Origin of the sequence: Salmonella sp. 32020114201800008SM, assembly GCF_017572025.1 — a bacterium.
Lineage (GTDB): Bacteria > Pseudomonadota > Gammaproteobacteria > Enterobacterales > Enterobacteriaceae > Salmonella > Salmonella enterica.
In genome coordinates this window covers 200,441-216,944 of sequence record NZ_JAGEQM010000006.1, presented here as the reverse complement: position 1 = coordinate 216,944, position 16,504 = coordinate 200,441, and the positions used below count along the sequence as shown (strand labels likewise).

At 52.6% G+C, this 16,504-nt stretch carries 17 protein-coding genes; 8 read left to right on the top strand and 9 right to left on the bottom strand.

Annotation, left to right across the window (positions count from 1 at the left end; genetic code table 11):
• Positions 1 to 24 precede the first annotated feature (24 nt).
• Genes J4613_RS17005 through xapA form a run of 3 tightly spaced genes read right to left on the bottom strand, consistent with a single transcriptional unit; the run spans position 25 to position 2,386 of the window.
• The gene (locus J4613_RS17005) at positions 25 to 183 is read right to left on the bottom strand and encodes a DUF1427 family protein (protein WP_000658727.1); all 159 of its coding nucleotides are present in this window, start codon (positions 181 to 183) and stop codon (positions 25 to 27) included.
• 58 nt (positions 184 to 241) lie between these two features.
• Entirely contained in the window at positions 242 to 1,498 is a 1,257-nt protein-coding gene (locus J4613_RS17000; RefSeq protein ID WP_000513241.1) for a nucleoside permease, read from the bottom strand.
• Between the two features lie 54 nt (positions 1,499 to 1,552).
• On the bottom strand, positions 1,553 to 2,386 hold the full coding sequence (gene xapA, locus J4613_RS16995; RefSeq protein ID WP_047607533.1) for a xanthosine phosphorylase: 834 nt from the start codon (positions 2,384 to 2,386) through the stop codon (positions 1,553 to 1,555).
• A gap of 255 nt (positions 2,387 to 2,641) precedes the next feature.
• Between xapA and J4613_RS16990 the strand changes: the two genes are divergently transcribed.
• Positions 2,642 to 3,403, top strand: a complete 762-nt coding sequence (locus tag J4613_RS16990; protein ID WP_000722938.1) for an outer membrane protein OmpK — start codon at positions 2,642 to 2,644, stop codon at positions 3,401 to 3,403.
• Between the two features lie 61 nt (positions 3,404 to 3,464).
• On the opposite strand, the gene J4613_RS16985 is transcribed toward J4613_RS16990, so the two are convergent.
• A complete protein-coding gene (locus tag J4613_RS16985; protein WP_001109831.1) occupies positions 3,465 to 4,391 on the bottom strand; it encodes a LysR family transcriptional regulator in 927 nt (308 codons plus the stop codon).
• Between the two features lie 89 nt (positions 4,392 to 4,480).
• On the opposite strand from J4613_RS16985, the gene J4613_RS16980 reads away from it, so the two are divergent.
• Positions 4,481 to 5,479 carry a bile acid:sodium symporter family protein gene (locus J4613_RS16980; protein WP_000765580.1) on the top strand — a complete coding sequence of 333 codons (999 nt, stop codon included), beginning with the start codon at positions 4,481 to 4,483 and terminating at the stop codon, positions 5,477 to 5,479.
• Here the strand turns inward: J4613_RS16980 and J4613_RS16975 are convergent.
• From J4613_RS16975 to zipA, 3 genes are all read right to left on the bottom strand, one after another.
• Complete coding sequence (locus J4613_RS16975; protein WP_001519708.1) at positions 5,476 to 5,694, bottom strand: DUF3820 family protein; 219 nt, start codon at positions 5,692 to 5,694, stop codon at positions 5,476 to 5,478. The genes J4613_RS16980 and J4613_RS16975 overlap by 4 nt on opposite strands.
• Before the next feature lies 1 nt (position 5,695).
• Entirely contained in the window at positions 5,696 to 7,711 is a 2,016-nt protein-coding gene (gene ligA, locus J4613_RS16970) for an NAD-dependent DNA ligase LigA (protein ID WP_000433268.1), read from the bottom strand.
• A gap of 71 nt (positions 7,712 to 7,782) precedes the next feature.
• Positions 7,783 to 8,769, bottom strand: a complete 987-nt coding sequence (gene zipA, locus J4613_RS16965; RefSeq protein WP_208293661.1) for a cell division protein ZipA — start codon at positions 8,767 to 8,769, stop codon at positions 7,783 to 7,785.
• A 231-nt stretch (positions 8,770 to 9,000) separates the two neighbouring features.
• Here zipA and cysZ point away from each other — a divergent pair, with 231 nt between their 5' ends.
• The 5 genes from cysZ to crr all read left to right on the top strand — a co-directional run bounded on the left by cysZ (position 9,001) and on the right by crr (position 13,864).
• Complete coding sequence (cysZ, locus tag J4613_RS16960; RefSeq protein WP_000255008.1) at positions 9,001 to 9,762, top strand: sulfate transporter CysZ; 762 nt, start codon at positions 9,001 to 9,003, stop codon at positions 9,760 to 9,762.
• A 163-nt stretch (positions 9,763 to 9,925) separates the two neighbouring features.
• Positions 9,926 to 10,897, top strand: coding sequence for a cysteine synthase A (gene cysK, locus J4613_RS16955; protein WP_000036904.1), 972 nt, complete (start codon positions 9,926 to 9,928; stop codon positions 10,895 to 10,897).
• A 383-nt stretch (positions 10,898 to 11,280) separates the two neighbouring features.
• On the top strand, positions 11,281 to 11,538 hold the full coding sequence (gene ptsH / locus J4613_RS16950) for a phosphocarrier protein Hpr (protein ID WP_000487600.1): 258 nt from the start codon (positions 11,281 to 11,283) through the stop codon (positions 11,536 to 11,538).
• A gap of 48 nt (positions 11,539 to 11,586) precedes the next feature.
• On the top strand, positions 11,587 to 13,314 hold the full coding sequence (gene ptsI, locus J4613_RS16945; protein ID WP_000623114.1) for a phosphoenolpyruvate-protein phosphotransferase PtsI: 1,728 nt from the start codon (positions 11,587 to 11,589) through the stop codon (positions 13,312 to 13,314).
• Between the two features lie 40 nt (positions 13,315 to 13,354).
• Positions 13,355 to 13,864 carry a PTS glucose transporter subunit IIA gene (gene crr / locus J4613_RS16940; RefSeq protein WP_000522253.1) on the top strand — a complete coding sequence of 170 codons (510 nt, stop codon included), beginning with the start codon at positions 13,355 to 13,357 and terminating at the stop codon, positions 13,862 to 13,864.
• 149 nt (positions 13,865 to 14,013) lie between these two features.
• Here the strand turns inward: crr and J4613_RS16935 are convergent, their stop codons facing one another.
• A complete protein-coding gene (locus J4613_RS16935; RefSeq protein ID WP_000844541.1) occupies positions 14,014 to 14,253 on the bottom strand; it encodes a hypothetical protein in 240 nt (79 codons plus the stop codon).
• Complete coding sequence (gene pdxK, locus J4613_RS16930; RefSeq protein WP_023197976.1) at positions 14,250 to 15,116, bottom strand: pyridoxine/pyridoxal/pyridoxamine kinase; 867 nt, start codon at positions 15,114 to 15,116, stop codon at positions 14,250 to 14,252. The genes J4613_RS16935 and pdxK overlap by 4 nt, the downstream gene beginning before the upstream one ends.
• 82 nt (positions 15,117 to 15,198) lie before the next feature.
• Here pdxK and ptsJ point away from each other — a divergent pair, with 82 nt between their 5' ends.
• Positions 15,199 to 16,491: a transcriptional regulator PtsJ gene (ptsJ, locus tag J4613_RS16925; RefSeq protein ID WP_061376181.1), complete on the top strand. Its 1,293-nt coding sequence runs from the start codon at positions 15,199 to 15,201 to the stop codon at positions 16,489 to 16,491.
• The last annotated feature ends 13 nt before the right edge of the window (positions 16,492 to 16,504 follow it).

The window sequence follows — 16,504 nt, the reverse complement described above, 5'->3', positions numbered from 1 at the left end:
AACGTCTGGAATTTACCATATTACCTAGTAAAAAATAGATTTAACGACAAGATACCCAATATACATAAATACAATAGATAAAACCCCGGGTAAAACATTTGGTGCAGGAATAGGTATACGGCATAAAGTAAAAAATGCGCCAATACCAAATCCAATACCGGAGGAGAGAATAATTTCTTTCATACTGTGTCCTTGTTCATAAAAATGGACTGGCGAACATCCTCTCGCCAGTCAAATAAAATTAATGTGCTAATGATTTGGTCGACAGTTTTTCTGGATGGTGCTGATATTTAAAGAACAATGCAAAAATAACGGCCAATGCCAGAGCGTAGGCGGCAAAAACCAGCCAGATGGTTTGCCAATCTTTTACGCCATCAATAGAAAAATAATCCACGGCCATACCGCTTAAAAGAGACCCAATCCACGCCCCCACGCCGTTAACCATGGTCATAAACAGCCCCTGCGCGCTGGCGCGAATACTTGAGTCCACCTCCTGCTCTACAAATACTGACCCTGAGATGTTGAAGAAATCAAATGCGCAGCCATAAACAATCATCGACAGCAGCAATAGCACAAAGCCAAACGGGGATGGATCGCCAAAGGCAAAGAAGCCGAAACGCAGCGTCCACGCCAGCATGCTCATCAGCATTACCGTTTTAATACCAAAGCGTTTAAGGAAGAACGGAATGGTGAGGATAAAGCCCACTTCCGCCATCTGCGAAACTGAAAGCAAGATAGAGGGATACTTCACCACAAAGCTGTCGGCAAACTCTGGGTTACGGGCAAAATCATGCAAGAACGGATTACCGAAGACATTGGTAATTTGCAGCACCGCCCCCAACATCATCGCAAACAAAAAGAAGATTGCCATGCGTGGATTTTTAAACAGAACAAAAGCATCCAGTCCGAGCTTACTGGCAAGCGTGGTGTTCGCCTTCTTCTCGGCTACCGGAATTTTCGGTAACGTCAGCGCATACAGGGCCAGCAATAACGATGCGCCAGAAGCGATGTATAATTGCGCACTGCTCAGTTCCAGCCCCATCAGGCTCACCGTCCACATCGCAACAATAAAACCTATTGTGCCGAAAACGCGCACGGGCGGAAATGACGTTACCGGATCCTGACCTGCTTTCGCCAGACAGGAGTACGAAACGCTATTGGATAATGCAATTGTTGGCATATACGCCATCGCATTCACCAACATCACCCAGAACATCGTCTGGGGATCGGTAACGGTGGTGGCGTATAATAACGCCCCCGCGCAAACCAGATGGCAAAGCATATAGGCTCGCTCAGCGCGCAGCCATTTATCAGCAATGATCCCCATAATGCCCGGCATGATAATCGCTGCCAGTCCTTTTGAGCTGTAGACCATACCGACATTCGCGCCGGTAAAATCCAGAGTGTTGATCATGTAAGAGCCCAGGGTAACCAGCCAGCTCCCCCAGATAAAATATTGCAAGAACGACATGACTTTTAAGCGGGACGTAATACCCATTTTTTATTCCTTGCCGTGAGATAAAGCCCCAATACGGGGCCGTAGTCATTGTGTTTAGGCCAGCTTACGTAAAAAGCCGCAAATCAGATTGATAAAGTTCTGCCGGGAAAGTTCAGCCGCCGCCAGCGTTTGCGCATGGGAGAGTTTTACATCGCCCAGCCCTTCCGCCAGATTGGTGATCGCTGAGACGGCAACAACTTTGAGGCCACAATGACGTGCGCTAATCACCTCAGGGACAACGGACATTCCGACCACATCGCCGCCAATAATCTGCATCATGCGGATTTCTGCCGCCGTTTCGAAGTTCGGACCCGGATAAGAAACAAATACGCCTTCAGTGAGGGTGAATCCCTCCTCTGCCGCAACGGACTGAAGCATGGCGCGATAATCTGCGTCATAAGCATTAGCCAGCGAGAAGAAGCGATCGCCATAACGATCATCGTTTGGCCCCACCATCGGCGTACCGGGCATCGTATTAATGTGATCGCTAAGCGCAACCAGGCTACCCGGCCCCACTTCCGGGCGCAGAGATCCTGCCGCATTGGTACAGAACAACACTTCACAGCCCAGTAATTTCAACGTGCGAATGGCATCGGTCATCACCGCCATTCCACGCCCTTCATAAAAATGCCCGCGGCCTTTCATACAGGCCACCGGAACCCCCGCCAGATGGCCAAGCACCAGTTCACCAGCATGGCCGTGTACGGTGCTGACGGGAAATCCCGGCAATTTCTCGTAAGAAATGGCTACCGCATCTTCGATTTGGTCCGCCAGAGCCCCCAACCCGGAGCCTAAAATAAACGCGACTCGCGGGGTAAATGCCGGTTTATGTGCATGAATAATATCAACACAATACTCAGGATTATGAGAAAAAAGAGCGTGAGGCATAAGTTTCCTTGTTCTATCGGATTTAATTTGACTCCTTTTTATAACGACCATCGCCCCTTGCTGACCAATACACTTTTCACGTGTCATCAATAGCCATTTAATATCGATAGATTTAGATCGCTTCTGTATTAATACAGAGGGAAAACAGTATTGGTTTTTGCTTGCACTTCATATTAACAATATGCCGCTTTCATATTTATAAATTGCCTCTTTTTAATTAACCCATTAATAATTATCGGCATAGGGAAATATGCTATGAAAAAAATTCTTACTCTGACGCTTTCTTCTTTACTCATTATTCCCACACTCACCCATGCGGAATTTAAAGGCGGGTTCGCCGATATCGGCCTCCATTACCTCGACTGGACATCAGACACCACGGAAAAAACCAGTAAAAAATCTCATAAAGATGATTTTGGGTACCTGGAACTGGAAGGCGGAGCGAATTTTAGCTGGGGAGAAATGTACGGGTTCTTCGACTGGGAAAATTTTTACAATGGCCGCCACGCTAAACCAGGCAGCGAACAGCGTTACACCTTTAAAAATACCAACCGTATTTATCTGGGCGATACAGGATTAAACCTCTATCTCCATGCCTACGGGACGTACGGTTCACCTCATCGCGCTAATTTCCATGATGACATGTTTCTCTATGGTTTAGGCTATAACTTCACAGGTAACGGTTACTGGTTTAAACCCTTCTTTGCCAAACGTTATACCGATCAGACCTACTACACAGGCGATAATGGTTATGTATTAGGTTGGGTGGCCGGCTATAGCTTCTCGTTGGGTAGTGAGAAATTCAGCGTAACGAACTGGAATGAGTATGAGTTTGACCGCGATGCGTCCTACGCTGCGGGCAATGGCGGGAAAGATGGCATTAATGGCGCAGTAGCGCTGTGGTGGAATGCGACTCCTCACCTGACCGCAGGAGTACAATATCGTTACGCTGATAATAAGTTAGGAGAATCCTTCCTGCAGGATGGCATTATTTATTCCATCAAATACCTGTTTTAACACACTGCCCTGTCAAAAATGGCAGGGCAAGACCGCACCTCACACACGGACAGATAGATATTTATAGCTGATACAGCGGATCTTTCGCCCTCGCGGCGGTTAATTCGCTGGCCTGAGTACGCACCACGTCCCACAACGCCTGCGCCGCCGTGGAGAGCGATCGGTTTTTTCGCCGCGCCAGCATGAGCTGCCTTTCAACTACGGGCGTCAGCCGTTTAACCTGTAAGTGGCTGCCCTGCGGGAGCGGTAACGCCAGCGCGGGCAGCACGCTGATGCCGATTCCCGCTTCCACCATTGGAAACAGCGTGGCCGGGTGACCAATCTCCTGCACGATATCCGCCTCAATAGCAAAATGGGCCAGCGCCGCATCAATCAGCGGTCGACTGCCGGAAGCATAATCCTGTAAGACCAGCGAGGCCTGTTTAAGATCCTGCCAGCTTACCCATTCCTGATGCGCCAGCGGATGATCCTGGCGACACAACAGTAAAAAAGGCTCTGATAAGATGGCTTCACACTGTAAATCCACCGCTGCGCCGGGATCGATAACGATGCCAAAATCCACTTCACCCTGGCGGATGCTCTCCAGCACCCACTGCTGCGGACGATCGTGCAATACAAAATCAATAGCGGGATAAAGTGAATTACTTTGGGCAATGCATTGCGGAATAAGATGCGCAGAAATGGTTTGGCTCGCGGCAACGCGCACGGTGCCGGTTAATTGTGTCCCTACTCTGCCTGCATCGCGCAGTATGCTGTTCAGTTCATCAAGCACCCGCTCCAGACGCGTCGCCAGTTGTTGCCCCGCCTCGGTCAGCACCACCTCACGCGTAGTGCGATCCAACAGTCTGACGCCGGTTTGCCGCTCCAGCTCTTTTACGCTATGACTGACCGCAGACTGGCTCAGTCCAATCCTGTCCCCTGCCCGACTGAAACTTTTGGCCTGGGCGACGGTAATAAAAATACGCAGTTGACGCAGTGAATAGTTCATCGACTAGATTCATATATAGATGCAATAAATCAATTTTATTTCTCAAAGCGAAAAACGCAAAATAGCTGCACCGACTTTCAGGAGTTTTTATGAAACTTTTTCGTATCCTTGACCCTTTCACGCTGACACTTATCACCGTGGTACTACTGGCCTCTTTTTTCCCGGCGGAAGGCAGCTTTGTGCCTGTCGTTGAAGGCATTACGACAGCGGCCATCGCTCTGCTGTTTTTTATGCATGGCGCGAAGCTTTCGCGTGAAGCGATCATCGCTGGCGGCAGCCACTGGCGGTTGCATCTGTGGGTCATGTGCAGCACTTTTGTGCTCTTTCCTGTCCTCGGCGTACTGTTTGCCTGGTGGGCGCCTGTCAATGTCGACCCTATGCTCTACAGCGGCTTTCTGTATCTGTGCATTTTGCCCGCCACCGTGCAGTCGGCGATTGCATTTACTTCACTCGCGGGCGGTAACGTCGCGGCCGCGGTGTGCTCAGCGTCTGCGTCCAGTCTGCTGGGCATTTTCCTGTCGCCGCTGCTGGTCGGTCTGGTAATGAATATTCATGGCGCGCAGGGCAGTCTGGAAGAGGTGGGCAAAATTATGCTGCAACTGCTGCTGCCTTTTGTGCTGGGACACCTGTCTCGCCCGTGGATCGGCAACTGGGTCGCGCGCAACAAAAAGTGGATCGCGAAAACAGATCAGACCTCTATTTTGCTGGTGGTCTACTCGGCGTTCAGCGAAGCGGTGGTCAACGGCATCTGGCACAAAGTCGGCTGGGGATCGCTGCTGTTTATCGTCGTGGTCAGCCTCATACTGCTGGCGATCGTCATAGCCATTAACGTCTTTGTCGCTCGTAAATGCGGCTTCAATAAAGCCGACGAAATCACTATTGTCTTCTGCGGTTCGAAAAAAAGCCTGGCCAACGGGATCCCGATGGCCAATATTCTGTTTCCGACGTCAGTGCTGGGTATGATGGTATTACCGCTGATGATCTTCCACCAGATCCAACTGATGGTCTGCGCAGGGCTGGCGCGGCGCTACAAACGCCAGACCGAGAAGTTACAGGCGCAGCAGGAAAGCCGCGCCGCGAAAGCTTAAAGCGGGCGTTTCAGGGGCTGCACCAGTTGCGTCAGCCCCTCGGTTTTAATCAGCAGCGTGATTTGCATCAACTCCCCCAGTTTACCCGCCGGAAATTGATCTTTACGGGCAAACCACAGCAAATACTCTTCCGGAAGGTCGATCAATCGACGTCCCTGATATTTGCCGAACGGCATCACGGTGTTGGCGATTTCAACCAGCTGCTCTTTTTCCATCTCAGGCATCCAGTAAGCGGATCATTTCCGCTTCATCAATGACATTGATGCCCAGTTCCTGCGCTTTGGCAAGTTTGGAACCCGCCGCTTCACCGGCAATCACCAGATCGGTTTTCTTCGATACGCTGCCTGCCACTTTCGCGCCCAGCGCCACTAAACGCGCTTTAGCGTCATCGCGGGACATCTGGCTCAGGCTACCGGTTAGTACCACGGTTTTACCGGCAAACGGGCTATCGATCTCTTGCACATTAATGACTACCGGCGCGGGCCAGTGCACCCCTTCCGCCAGTAGCTGCCCAATCACGTCACGATTACTCTCTTCGGCAAAAAAGTTAAAGACGTGCGTAGCGACCACAATCCCCACGTCAGGTACTTTCTGCAACTCGTCAATGGTGGCGGCCTGTAGCGCCTCCAGCGTGCCGAAATAAGCCGCCAACCCCGCCGCCGTCGCTTCACCCACTTCACGGATGCCCAGCGCATAGAGAAAACGCGCAAAGGTCGTCGCTTTGGCTTTTTCCAGCGCGTTTACAACATTTTGCGCGGACTTTGGCCCCATTCGGTCCAGGCCGGTCAGTTTACCCGCCGTCAGACGGAACAGATCCGCTGGCGTATGGACATACTCCCTTTCCACCAGTTGGTCGATGATCTTATCGCCCATCCCGTCTACATCCATCGCCCGGCGCGACACAAAATGTTTCAGCGACTCTTTACGCTGCGCGCCGCAAATCAGCCCGCCGGTACAACGGGTAACGGCTTCGCCTTCGACGCGCTCTACGTCCGATCCGCACACCGGACAGTGCGTTGGAAACACAATCGGACGCGTCTCTTCAGGGCGTTCGGACAGAACCACATTGACCACCTGAGGGATCACATCGCCTGCCCGACGGATAACCACCTTATCGCCAATGCGCAAGCCAAGCCGTTCAATTTCATCGGCATTATGCAACGTGGCATTGCTGACCAGCACACCAGCCACCTGAACCGGTTCCAGACGCGCCACCGGCGTAATCGCCCCGGTACGCCCGACCTGAAACTCAACGTCGCGCACAAAAGTCATCTGCTCCTGAGCAGGAAATTTAAACGCCACCGCCCAGCGCGGCGCGCGGGCCACAAAGCCCAGCTGTTCCTGCAAAGCCAGCGAGTTGACCTTAATCACCACGCCGTCAATATCAAAACCGAGCGTGGGGCGATCTTTTTCGACGTTGTGATAAAAATCCAGTACCGCCTGGGGAGAATCGCACAGCGTCACGCGATCGCTGACCGGTAACCCCCACGCTTTAAATTGCAGCAAACGTCCCAGATGCGTATCCGGCAACTCGCCGCCTTCCAGAATACCGACGCCGTAGCAGAAAAATGTTAGCGGTCGCTTCGCCGTAATACGCGGATCGAGCTGACGCAGCGAGCCCGCCGCCGCGTTACGCGGGTTAGCAAACACTTTGCCGCCAGTGCGGCGCGCGTCTTCATTGATCTTTTCAAACCCGGCCTGCGGTAAAAATACCTCTCCGCGAACTTCAAGACGCGCCGGAATGTTATCGCCGTGCAGCTTTAACGGAATGGCGCGAATCGTGCGCACGTTTGAAGTGATATCTTCACCGGTGGTGCCGTCGCCACGCGTCGCTGCGCTCACCAGCACGCCGTTTTCATACAGAATGCTGACCGCCAGGCCATCCAGCTTTAGCTCGCAGCACCAGATGACATTTTCCGTGCTTTTTAGACGATCCTGCACTCGCTTGTTAAACGCCAGGAAGCTTTCTTCATCAAATACGTTATCGAGCGACAGCATCGGTACTTCATGGCGAATCTGGTTGAATGCCGTCAGCGGCGCCGCGCCAACGCGCTGCGTGGGCGAATCCGGCGTGATAAGGTCCGGACGTTGCGCCTCCAGCTCTCGCAGTTCCCGCATCAGGCGGTCATATTCGGCGTCGGGAATCTCTGGCGCATCCATCACATGATACAGATATTCATGATGGCGAAGCGTGGTTCGCAGTTCTGTCAGTTGTTGTTCGATTGGTTCCATATCACACCATCAATGATAAAAAACCCCCGACAGGCGGGGGTTACGTTAAAAATGTCACACCTGCGTTAACCTCAGGCGTTAGCGTCCATCACCTCGCGGATGCGGTCCTGATATTCGCGCAGTTTCTGCGGCGTCATCATCCGACGCTGGTCATCCAGCACGACGCCACCGACCTCATCAGCGATATGCTGCGCGGATTGCAGCATCAGCTTGAAATTCTGCAGCGCATCGCCGTAAGACGGTACCTGCATAAAGATAGTGACGCCAGGCGTAGTGAAGTCCGTCATTTCAGGATCGAACGTTCCCGGATTGACCATATTCGCGAGACTGAACAAGGCCGGGCCGCTGCCGTCCGGGCTCAAATGACGATGGAAAATATTCATATCGCCAAATTTAAAGCCTGACTGCTGAATACTGTTCAGTAACACTTCACCATTAAGCTCGCTGCCATGATGGGCCGCGACGTTCATAATGATGACCGCCTCTTTACGCTGCGGTTTTTCCACAACCGGCGCTTCTTCCACTACCGGTTCCGCCTCAACCACAGGTTCCGCAGGCTGGAAGGTTTGCGCTGATGGCGGCGGCGCGGGCTGCGCAACAGGCTGCGGCGCTTGCGACGGCGGTGCAGGCTGCTGTTGCGGCGGCTGTACCGGCGGCGCAGATGGCTGAGCCTGCTGAGGCTGCGGCGCAGGTTGGACCGGTTGCTGAACCGGCTGTTGCATCGGCGCTTGCGGCTGCGGCGGCGCCGCTGGACGCGGTTGCGCAGACGCATAAGGCGGCTGGTACTGGTGTTGCGGCGACTGACGAGGGGCATCATGCTCCTGCGACTGGCCGGGGGCATGATTTACGCGGTGAACACGAACTTCACCCACGCCTTCGTCTTCTTCGACATCGTCGTCATACGAGTCGTCGTCGCGTTTCGATTTCATGCGTTTTAGTGGACGATCGCGGAACATAGAAGATCGTTCTTTACGGCTGGTCCAGAAACCATGTACCAGTAAAGCGATTATGGCGATCGCGCCAACAATGATTAATATCAGACGCAAATCCTGCATCATTATATTCTCTGTTGTTCTAACACCTTGCCACCACGGCAAACATTTACTCACTAAGAGTATTTGCCGATTACGTCAAGTGCAAGTGTACTGTTGGCTTTCGCAGCATAAAGATGAAGGAAAATGTGCTTTTTGCTGTTTTTTCGAACATTTCCGAACTATCCACCGTCTGATAACCGGGTAAGATATCCCACGTTTACCCAGGGCTTTAAGAAAAAGGAGTATGTCCTGAATATGGTTTCATCATCCACAACCGTACCACGTAGCGGCGTCTATTATTTCTCGCAAGGATGGAAGTTAGTCACCCTACCGGGAATCCGCCGCTTTGTTATTTTACCTCTGCTGGTCAACATTGTGCTGATGGGCGGCGCATTTTGGTGGCTGTTTACCCAGCTTGACGCCTGGATACCTTCGTTGATGAGTCATGTGCCGGACTGGCTGCAATGGCTGAGCTATCTGCTGTGGCCGATTGCAGTTATCTCTGTTCTGTTGGTCTTTGGCTATTTTTTCTCTACCCTCGCCAACTGGATCGCCGCGCCGTTTAACGGCCTTTTAGCCGAACAGCTTGAGGCGCGGTTAACCGGCGCCACGCCGCCAGATACCGGCATACTCGGCATCATGAAAGATGTACCGCGCATTATGAAACGTGAATGGCAAAAGCTGGCGTGGTATCTGCCGCGTGCTATTGTGCTGCTGGTTCTCTATTTTATTCCTGGCATTGGCCAAACCATCGCGCCGGTGCTGTGGTTTTTGTTCAGCGCCTGGATGCTGGCGATCCAGTATTGCGACTACCCGTTCGATAACCACAAAGTGCCGTTTAAAACGATGCGCGCCGCGTTGCGCACGCAGAAGGTGGCGAATATGCAATTTGGCGCGCTCACCAGCCTCTTTACGATGATTCCGGTGCTTAACCTTTTCATTATGCCTGTCGCCGTCTGTGGCGCGACGGCAATGTGGGTTGATTGCTGGCGTGCTAAGCACGCGTTATGGAAATAACGTAAAAATGTATAAATAAGAGATGGCTTATGCTGTCTCTTATTCCATACTGATAACCATTATTTCCCATCAGCATATAGATATGCGAAATCCTTACTTCCCCATATCTGGCTGGAAGGTATGCTGGGAAGGTATCCCAATTTCATACAGTTAAGGACAGGCCATGAGTAAGATTTATGAAGATAACTCGCTGACTATCGGTCATACGCCGCTGGTTCGACTGAACCGTATCGGTAATGGACGCATTCTGGCGAAGGTGGAGTCGCGCAACCCGAGCTTCAGCGTCAAGTGCCGTATCGGCGCCAATATGATTTGGGATGCCGAAAAGCGTGGCGTACTGAAACCTGGCGTGGAACTGGTGGAGCCGACCAGCGGCAACACCGGTATTGCGCTGGCGTATGTCGCCGCCGCGCGCGGTTACAAACTCACCCTGACCATGCCGGAAACCATGAGCATTGAACGCCGCAAGCTACTCAAAGCATTAGGCGCGAATCTGGTGCTGACCGAAGGGGCGAAAGGGATGAAAGGCGCTATTCAGAAAGCCGAAGAAATTGTCGCCAGCGATCCGCAAAAATATCTCCTGCTCCAGCAGTTCAGCAACCCTGCCAACCCGGAAATCCATGAAAAAACCACCGGCCCGGAAATCTGGGAAGACACCGATGGTCAGGTGGATGTGTTTATCTCCGGCGTCGGCACTGGCGGTACGTTAACCGGCGTCACGCGTTATATCAAAGGGACGAAGGGTAAAACCGATCTTATCACCGTTGCGGTAGAACCCACTGACTCCCCGGTTATTGCCCAGGCGCTGGCTGGTGAAGAGATCAAACCAGGCCCGCATAAAATTCAGGGCATCGGCGCAGGCTTCATCCCGGGCAACCTGGATCTGAAACTGATTGATAAAGTGGTTGGCATCACCAATGAAGAAGCCATTTCTACCGCGCGCCGTCTGATGGAAGAGGAAGGTATTCTGGCAGGAATTTCTTCCGGTGCCGCGGTTGCTGCAGCGCTTAAGCTGCAGGAAGATGAAAGCTTTACCAATAAGAATATTGTGGTTATCCTACCTTCATCAGGTGAGCGTTATCTGAGCACCGCGTTGTTCGCCGATCTCTTTACTGAGAAAGAACTGCAACAGTGATGCCAGCATGTTAAAAACGCGTAAAAAAGCACCTTTTTGGGTGCTTTTTTGTGGCCTGCTTCAAACTTTCACCTCACCTGGCATTGATTCACCCTGCCGGAACTGGTATTTAACCAGACTAATTATTTTGATGCGCGAAATTAATCGTTACAGGAAAAGCGTTAGCTGAATCGATTTTATGATTTGGTTCAACTCTTCCTTTCGCGGCATAATGTTTAATGACGAGCGAAACGTCAGCGGCCATAAGTTGCCAGCAACGGATTGCGTAGAACACCTTTTGTGTCGCGTCCCGTTTACGCCGGCGCTAACAATACAGGCTAAAGTTGAGCCGCCAGGCTAGACTTTAGTTCCACAACACTAAACCTATAAGTTGGGGAAATACAATGTTCCAGCAAGAAGTTACCATTACCGCTCCGAACGGTCTGCACACCCGCCCTGCTGCTCAGTTTGTTAAAGAAGCAAAAGGCTTCACTTCTGAGATTACTGTGACTTCCAACGGCAAAAGCGCCAGCGCGAAAAGCCTGTTTAAACTGCAGACTCTGGGCCTGACTCAAGGCACCGTCGTCACCATCTCCGCAGAAGGTGAAGATGAGCAGAAAGCGGTTGAACATCTGGTCAAACTGATGGCGGAACTCGAGTAAGTTTTTTTCCGGGTTCTTTTAAAAATCAGTCACAAGTAAGGTAGGGTTATGATTTCAGGCATTTTAGCATCCCCGGGTATCGCTTTCGGCAAAGCACTGCTGCTGAAAGAAGACGAAATCGTCATTGACCGGAAAAAAATTTCTGCCGACAAGGTTGATCAGGAAGTTGAACGTTTTCTGAGCGGTCGTGCCAAGGCATCTGCGCAACTGGAAGCGATCAAGACAAAAGCTGGTGAAACGTTCGGTGAAGAAAAAGAAGCCATCTTTGAAGGGCATATTATGCTGCTCGAAGATGAGGAGCTGGAGCAGGAAATCATAGCCCTGATTAAAGATAAGCACATGACGGCTGACGCAGCCGCGCATGAAGTTATCGAAGGTCAGGCCACTGCCCTGGAAGAACTGGATGACGAATACCTGAAAGAGCGTGCGGCTGACGTACGTGATATCGGTAAGCGCCTGCTGCGCAACATCCTGGGTCTGGCCATTATCGATCTGAGCGCGATTCAGGAAGAAGTTATCCTGGTTGCCGCTGACCTGACGCCGTCAGAAACTGCACAGCTGAACCTGCAGAAAGTGCTGGGCTTCATCACCGACGCGGGCGGACGCACGTCTCATACCTCCATCATGGCGCGTTCTCTGGAACTGCCAGCGATCGTAGGTACCGGTAGCGTCACCGCTCAGGTGAAAAACGGCGACTATCTGATTCTGGATGCCGTAAACAACCAGGTTTACGTCAACCCGACCAACGATGTTATTGAGCAACTGCGCGCCGTCCAGGAGCAGGTTGCGACCGAGAAAGCGGAACTTGCAAAACTGAAAGATCTGCCGGCAATCACGCTGGATGGACATCAGGTTGAAGTTTGCGCCAACATCGGTACCGTTCGCGACGTTGAAGGCGCTGAGCGTAACGGCGCGGAAGGCGTTGGCCTGTATCGTACTGAATTCCTGTTCATGGATCGCGACGCGCTGCCGACGGAAGAAGAGCAGTTTGCCGCCTATAAAGCGGTCGCTGAAGCGTGCGGCTCGCAGGCGGTTATCGTCCGTACCATGGACATTGGCGGCGACAAAGAGCTGCCGTACATGAACTTCCCGAAAGAAGAGAACCCGTTCCTGGGCTGGCGCGCCGTGCGTATCGCCATGGATCGCAAAGAGATCCTGCGTGACCAGGTTCGCGCGATTCTGCGTGCCTCCGCTTTCGGTAAATTGCGCATTATGTTCCCGATGATCATCTCTGTTGAAGAAGTTCGCGCGCTGCGCAAAGAGATTGAAATCTACAAACAGGAACTGCGTGACGAAGGTAAAGCATTTGACGAAAGCATTGAGATTGGCGTGATGGTGGAAACACCGGCTGCGGCGACAATTGCGCGTCATTTAGCCAAAGAAGTTGATTTCTTTAGTATCGGCACCAATGATTTAACGCAGTACACCCTGGCAGTTGACCGTGGTAATGATATGATTTCACACCTTTACCAGCCAATGTCACCGTCCGTACTGAACTTGATCAAGCAAGTTATTGATGCTTCTCATGCAGAAGGTAAATGGACTGGCATGTGTGGTGAGCTTGCAGGCGACGAACGTGCTACACTTCTGTTGCTGGGGATGGGTCTGGACGAATTCTCTATGAGCGCCATTTCTATCCCGCGCATTAAGAAGATTATCCGTAACACGAACTTCGAAGATGCGAAGGTGTTAGCAGAGCAGGCTCTTGCTCAACCGACAACGGACGAGTTAATGACGCTGGTTAACAAGTTCATTGAAGAAAAAACAATCTGCTAATCCACGAGATGCGGCCCAATTTACTGCTTAGGAGAAGATCATGGGTTTGTTCGATAAACTAAAATCTCTGGTTTCTGATGATAAGAAAGACACCGGAACTATTGAGATTGTTGCCCCGCTCTCTGGCGAGATCGTCAACATCGAAGACGTGCCGGATGTAGTTTTTGCTGAAAAAATCGTTGGTGATGGCATCGCTATCAAACCAACCGGTAACAAAATGGTCGCCCCTGTTGACGGCACCATCGGCAAAATCTTTGAAACCAACCATGCGTTCTCTATCGAATCCGATAGCGGCATTGAGCTGTTCGTTCACTTCGGTATCGACACCGTTGAGCTGAAAGGCGAAGGCTTCAAGCGTATTGCTGAAGAAGGTCAGCGCGTGAAAGTTGGCGATCCGGTCATCGAGTTCGATCTGCCGTTGCTGGAAGAAAAAGCCAAGTCTACCCTGACTCCGGTTGTTATCTCCAACATGGATGAAATCAAAGAACTGATCAAACTGTCCGGTAGCGTGACCGTGGGTGAAACTCCGGTTATCCGCATTAAGAAGTAATTCTTGCCGCAGTGAAGAATGGCGCCTTTGGGCGCCATTTTTTTTGCCTGTACTTGCGCCGCCATCCGGCGGTGGTGCGGCGCACTGCCTGATGGCGCTACGCTTATCAGGCCTACAAGGTTGCGAACATTTCAGCGCCAATCCACGGGTTACAACTGCGAGGTCACCGGGCGAAAGCACTTCTCGCGCATCAGGATCTTCATCCCATCCGGGCCACTCTCCAGCATCCTGCGTTCGGAATCGGACACTTGCAACTCGCACTGATAGCCGCCAGTGATGCCAAACATCGCCCGCGCTACGCAAATATCTTCCAGCGCGTCCAGCCCGCTCGTTTCAAAATGCCCCACGATACGTCCCTGCTGGCGAACCACCAGCCGATAACTCTTCATCGCGCCTCCCCTGCCGGCGGCAGAATTAACTCATCACAGCCACACTGCTGTGTCCAGGTCATCACCTCCAGCACGCGCTGCGCCGCATCTTTTGCCGCGGTCATCAGTTTTTTTCCCTGCACAATACCGCTGACCAGCTCGGCGCAGAAGAGATCTCCCGTCCCTTTTAACTCCGTCGCCACCCGCGGATGGGCAAAGACCTCCACGACCTGCGCGGTAACGACGGCAACCGTTATGGTCTCCAGAGATTCGCCCGGCGCGCTGGTGATAACCACCCATTTCAGCGTATCGGAAAGCAGAGATTGCGCCGCCGCCACCGCCTCTTCCAGCGTGCGACACGGTTTACCACTCAGCATCTCCAGCTCAAATACGTTCGGCGTTAGCCCCTGCGCCTGCGGCAACAAATGCGTGCGATAAGCCTGCGGAATTTCCGCCTGCACATACATTCCACTGTCGGTATCGCCAATGACCGGATCAACAAGAATACACACCTCCGGATGCGAAGCCCGGATCGCCATTAGCCACTTCGAAAGCAAGACAATTTGGTCTGCGCTGCCCATGTAACCGGTGGTAATCGCTTTTAATTCACGTAGCGCATCGCGCTCATTCAACGCCGTAAGGTAGCCTGCAAACCACTCGGCGGGAATAATGCCGCCATAAAAGGTTTTATAGTGCGGCGTATTGCTGAACAGCACCGTCGGAACCGCCGTCACGCGTAGTCCCTGCGCTTTAATGGCCGGAACAGCGATACTGTTGCCTACGCTGCCGTACACGACCTGTGACTGGACGGCGACGATATCGGTCTGTAATGCCCGATGGTTGTCGTCGAAGAGCACTGACTGAATATCACTCTCTTGTCCCATAAAATTTTCCTCTCGCTGGACAGCAGGCTACCGCCTCATTATCATTGTCATATGCTAAAATTCATTTTGTCATAGGTCAATAATGATCGACGGAAAAACCGCTAACGAAATTTTTGACAGTATCCGTCAACACATTATCGCCGGCACGTTACGGGCGGAGGATTCGCTCCCGCCGGTACGGGAGCTGGCAAGCGAATTAAAGGTGAACCGCAATACCGTCGCAGCGGCGTATAAACGGCTGATAACGGCGGGACTGGCGCAAAGTTTAGGCCGCAATGGGACGGTGATTAAAGGCAGTCCGTCTCCCGTAGCGCTGGAAGGCGGCGATCCGCATACGCCTCTGCACGACCTTTCCGGCGGCAATCCCGATCCGCAGCGTCTGCCTGACCTTAGCCGTTATTTTGCCCGTCTCAGCCGCACGCCGCATCTCTACGGCGATGCGCCCGTTTCCCCTGAACTACACGCCTGGGCGGCGCGCTGGCTACGGGATGCCACCCCCGTCGCAGGCGAAATTGATATCACCAGCGGAGCTATCGACGCTATCGAAAGACTGCTTTGCGCGCATCTGCTGCCGGGCGACAGCGTCGCGGTGGAAGATCCCTGTTTTTTAAGCAGTATCAATATGCTGCGCTATGCCGGTTTTAGCGCCAGCCCGGTCAGCGTAGATAGCGAAGGAATGCAGCCTGAAAAGCTGGAACAGGCGCTAAATCAGGGCGCGCGGGCAGTGATCTTAACGCCGCGCGCGCACAACCCTACCGGCTGTAGCCTGAGCGCTCGCCGTGCCGCTGCGCTGCAAAATATACTGGCGCGTTACCCTCAGGTAGTGGTCATTATCGACGATCACTTCGCTCTACTTTCTTCGTCGCCCTGGCAGCCGGTTATTGCGCAGACAACGCAACACTGGGCGGTGATACGCTCCGTTTCCAAAGCCCTCGGCCCCGATTTACGTCTTGCTATTGTCGCCAGCGACAGCGCGACCTCGGCAAAACTTCGGCTGCGGCTAAATGCCGGTAGTCAGTGGGTCAGCCATCTGTTACAGGATCTGGTCTACGCCTGCCTGACCGACCCTGAGTATCAGCACAGGCTGGCGCAAACGCGGCTGTTTTACGCCGCCCGGCAACAAAAACTGGCCCGCGCCCTACAGCAATATGGCATCGCCATTTCTCCCGGCGACGGCGTGAATGCCTGGCTCCCGCTGGACACCCATAGCCAGGTTACCGCGTTTACGCTGGCAAAATCCGGCTGGCTGGTACGTGAGGGAGAAGCCTTTGGCGTAAGCGCGCCGTCTCACGGTCTACGTATCACGCTGTCGACATTAAATGACAGCGAGATCAACACGCTGGCGGCTGATATCCATCAGGCGCTAAATCGCTAACAGGAGAAAATAA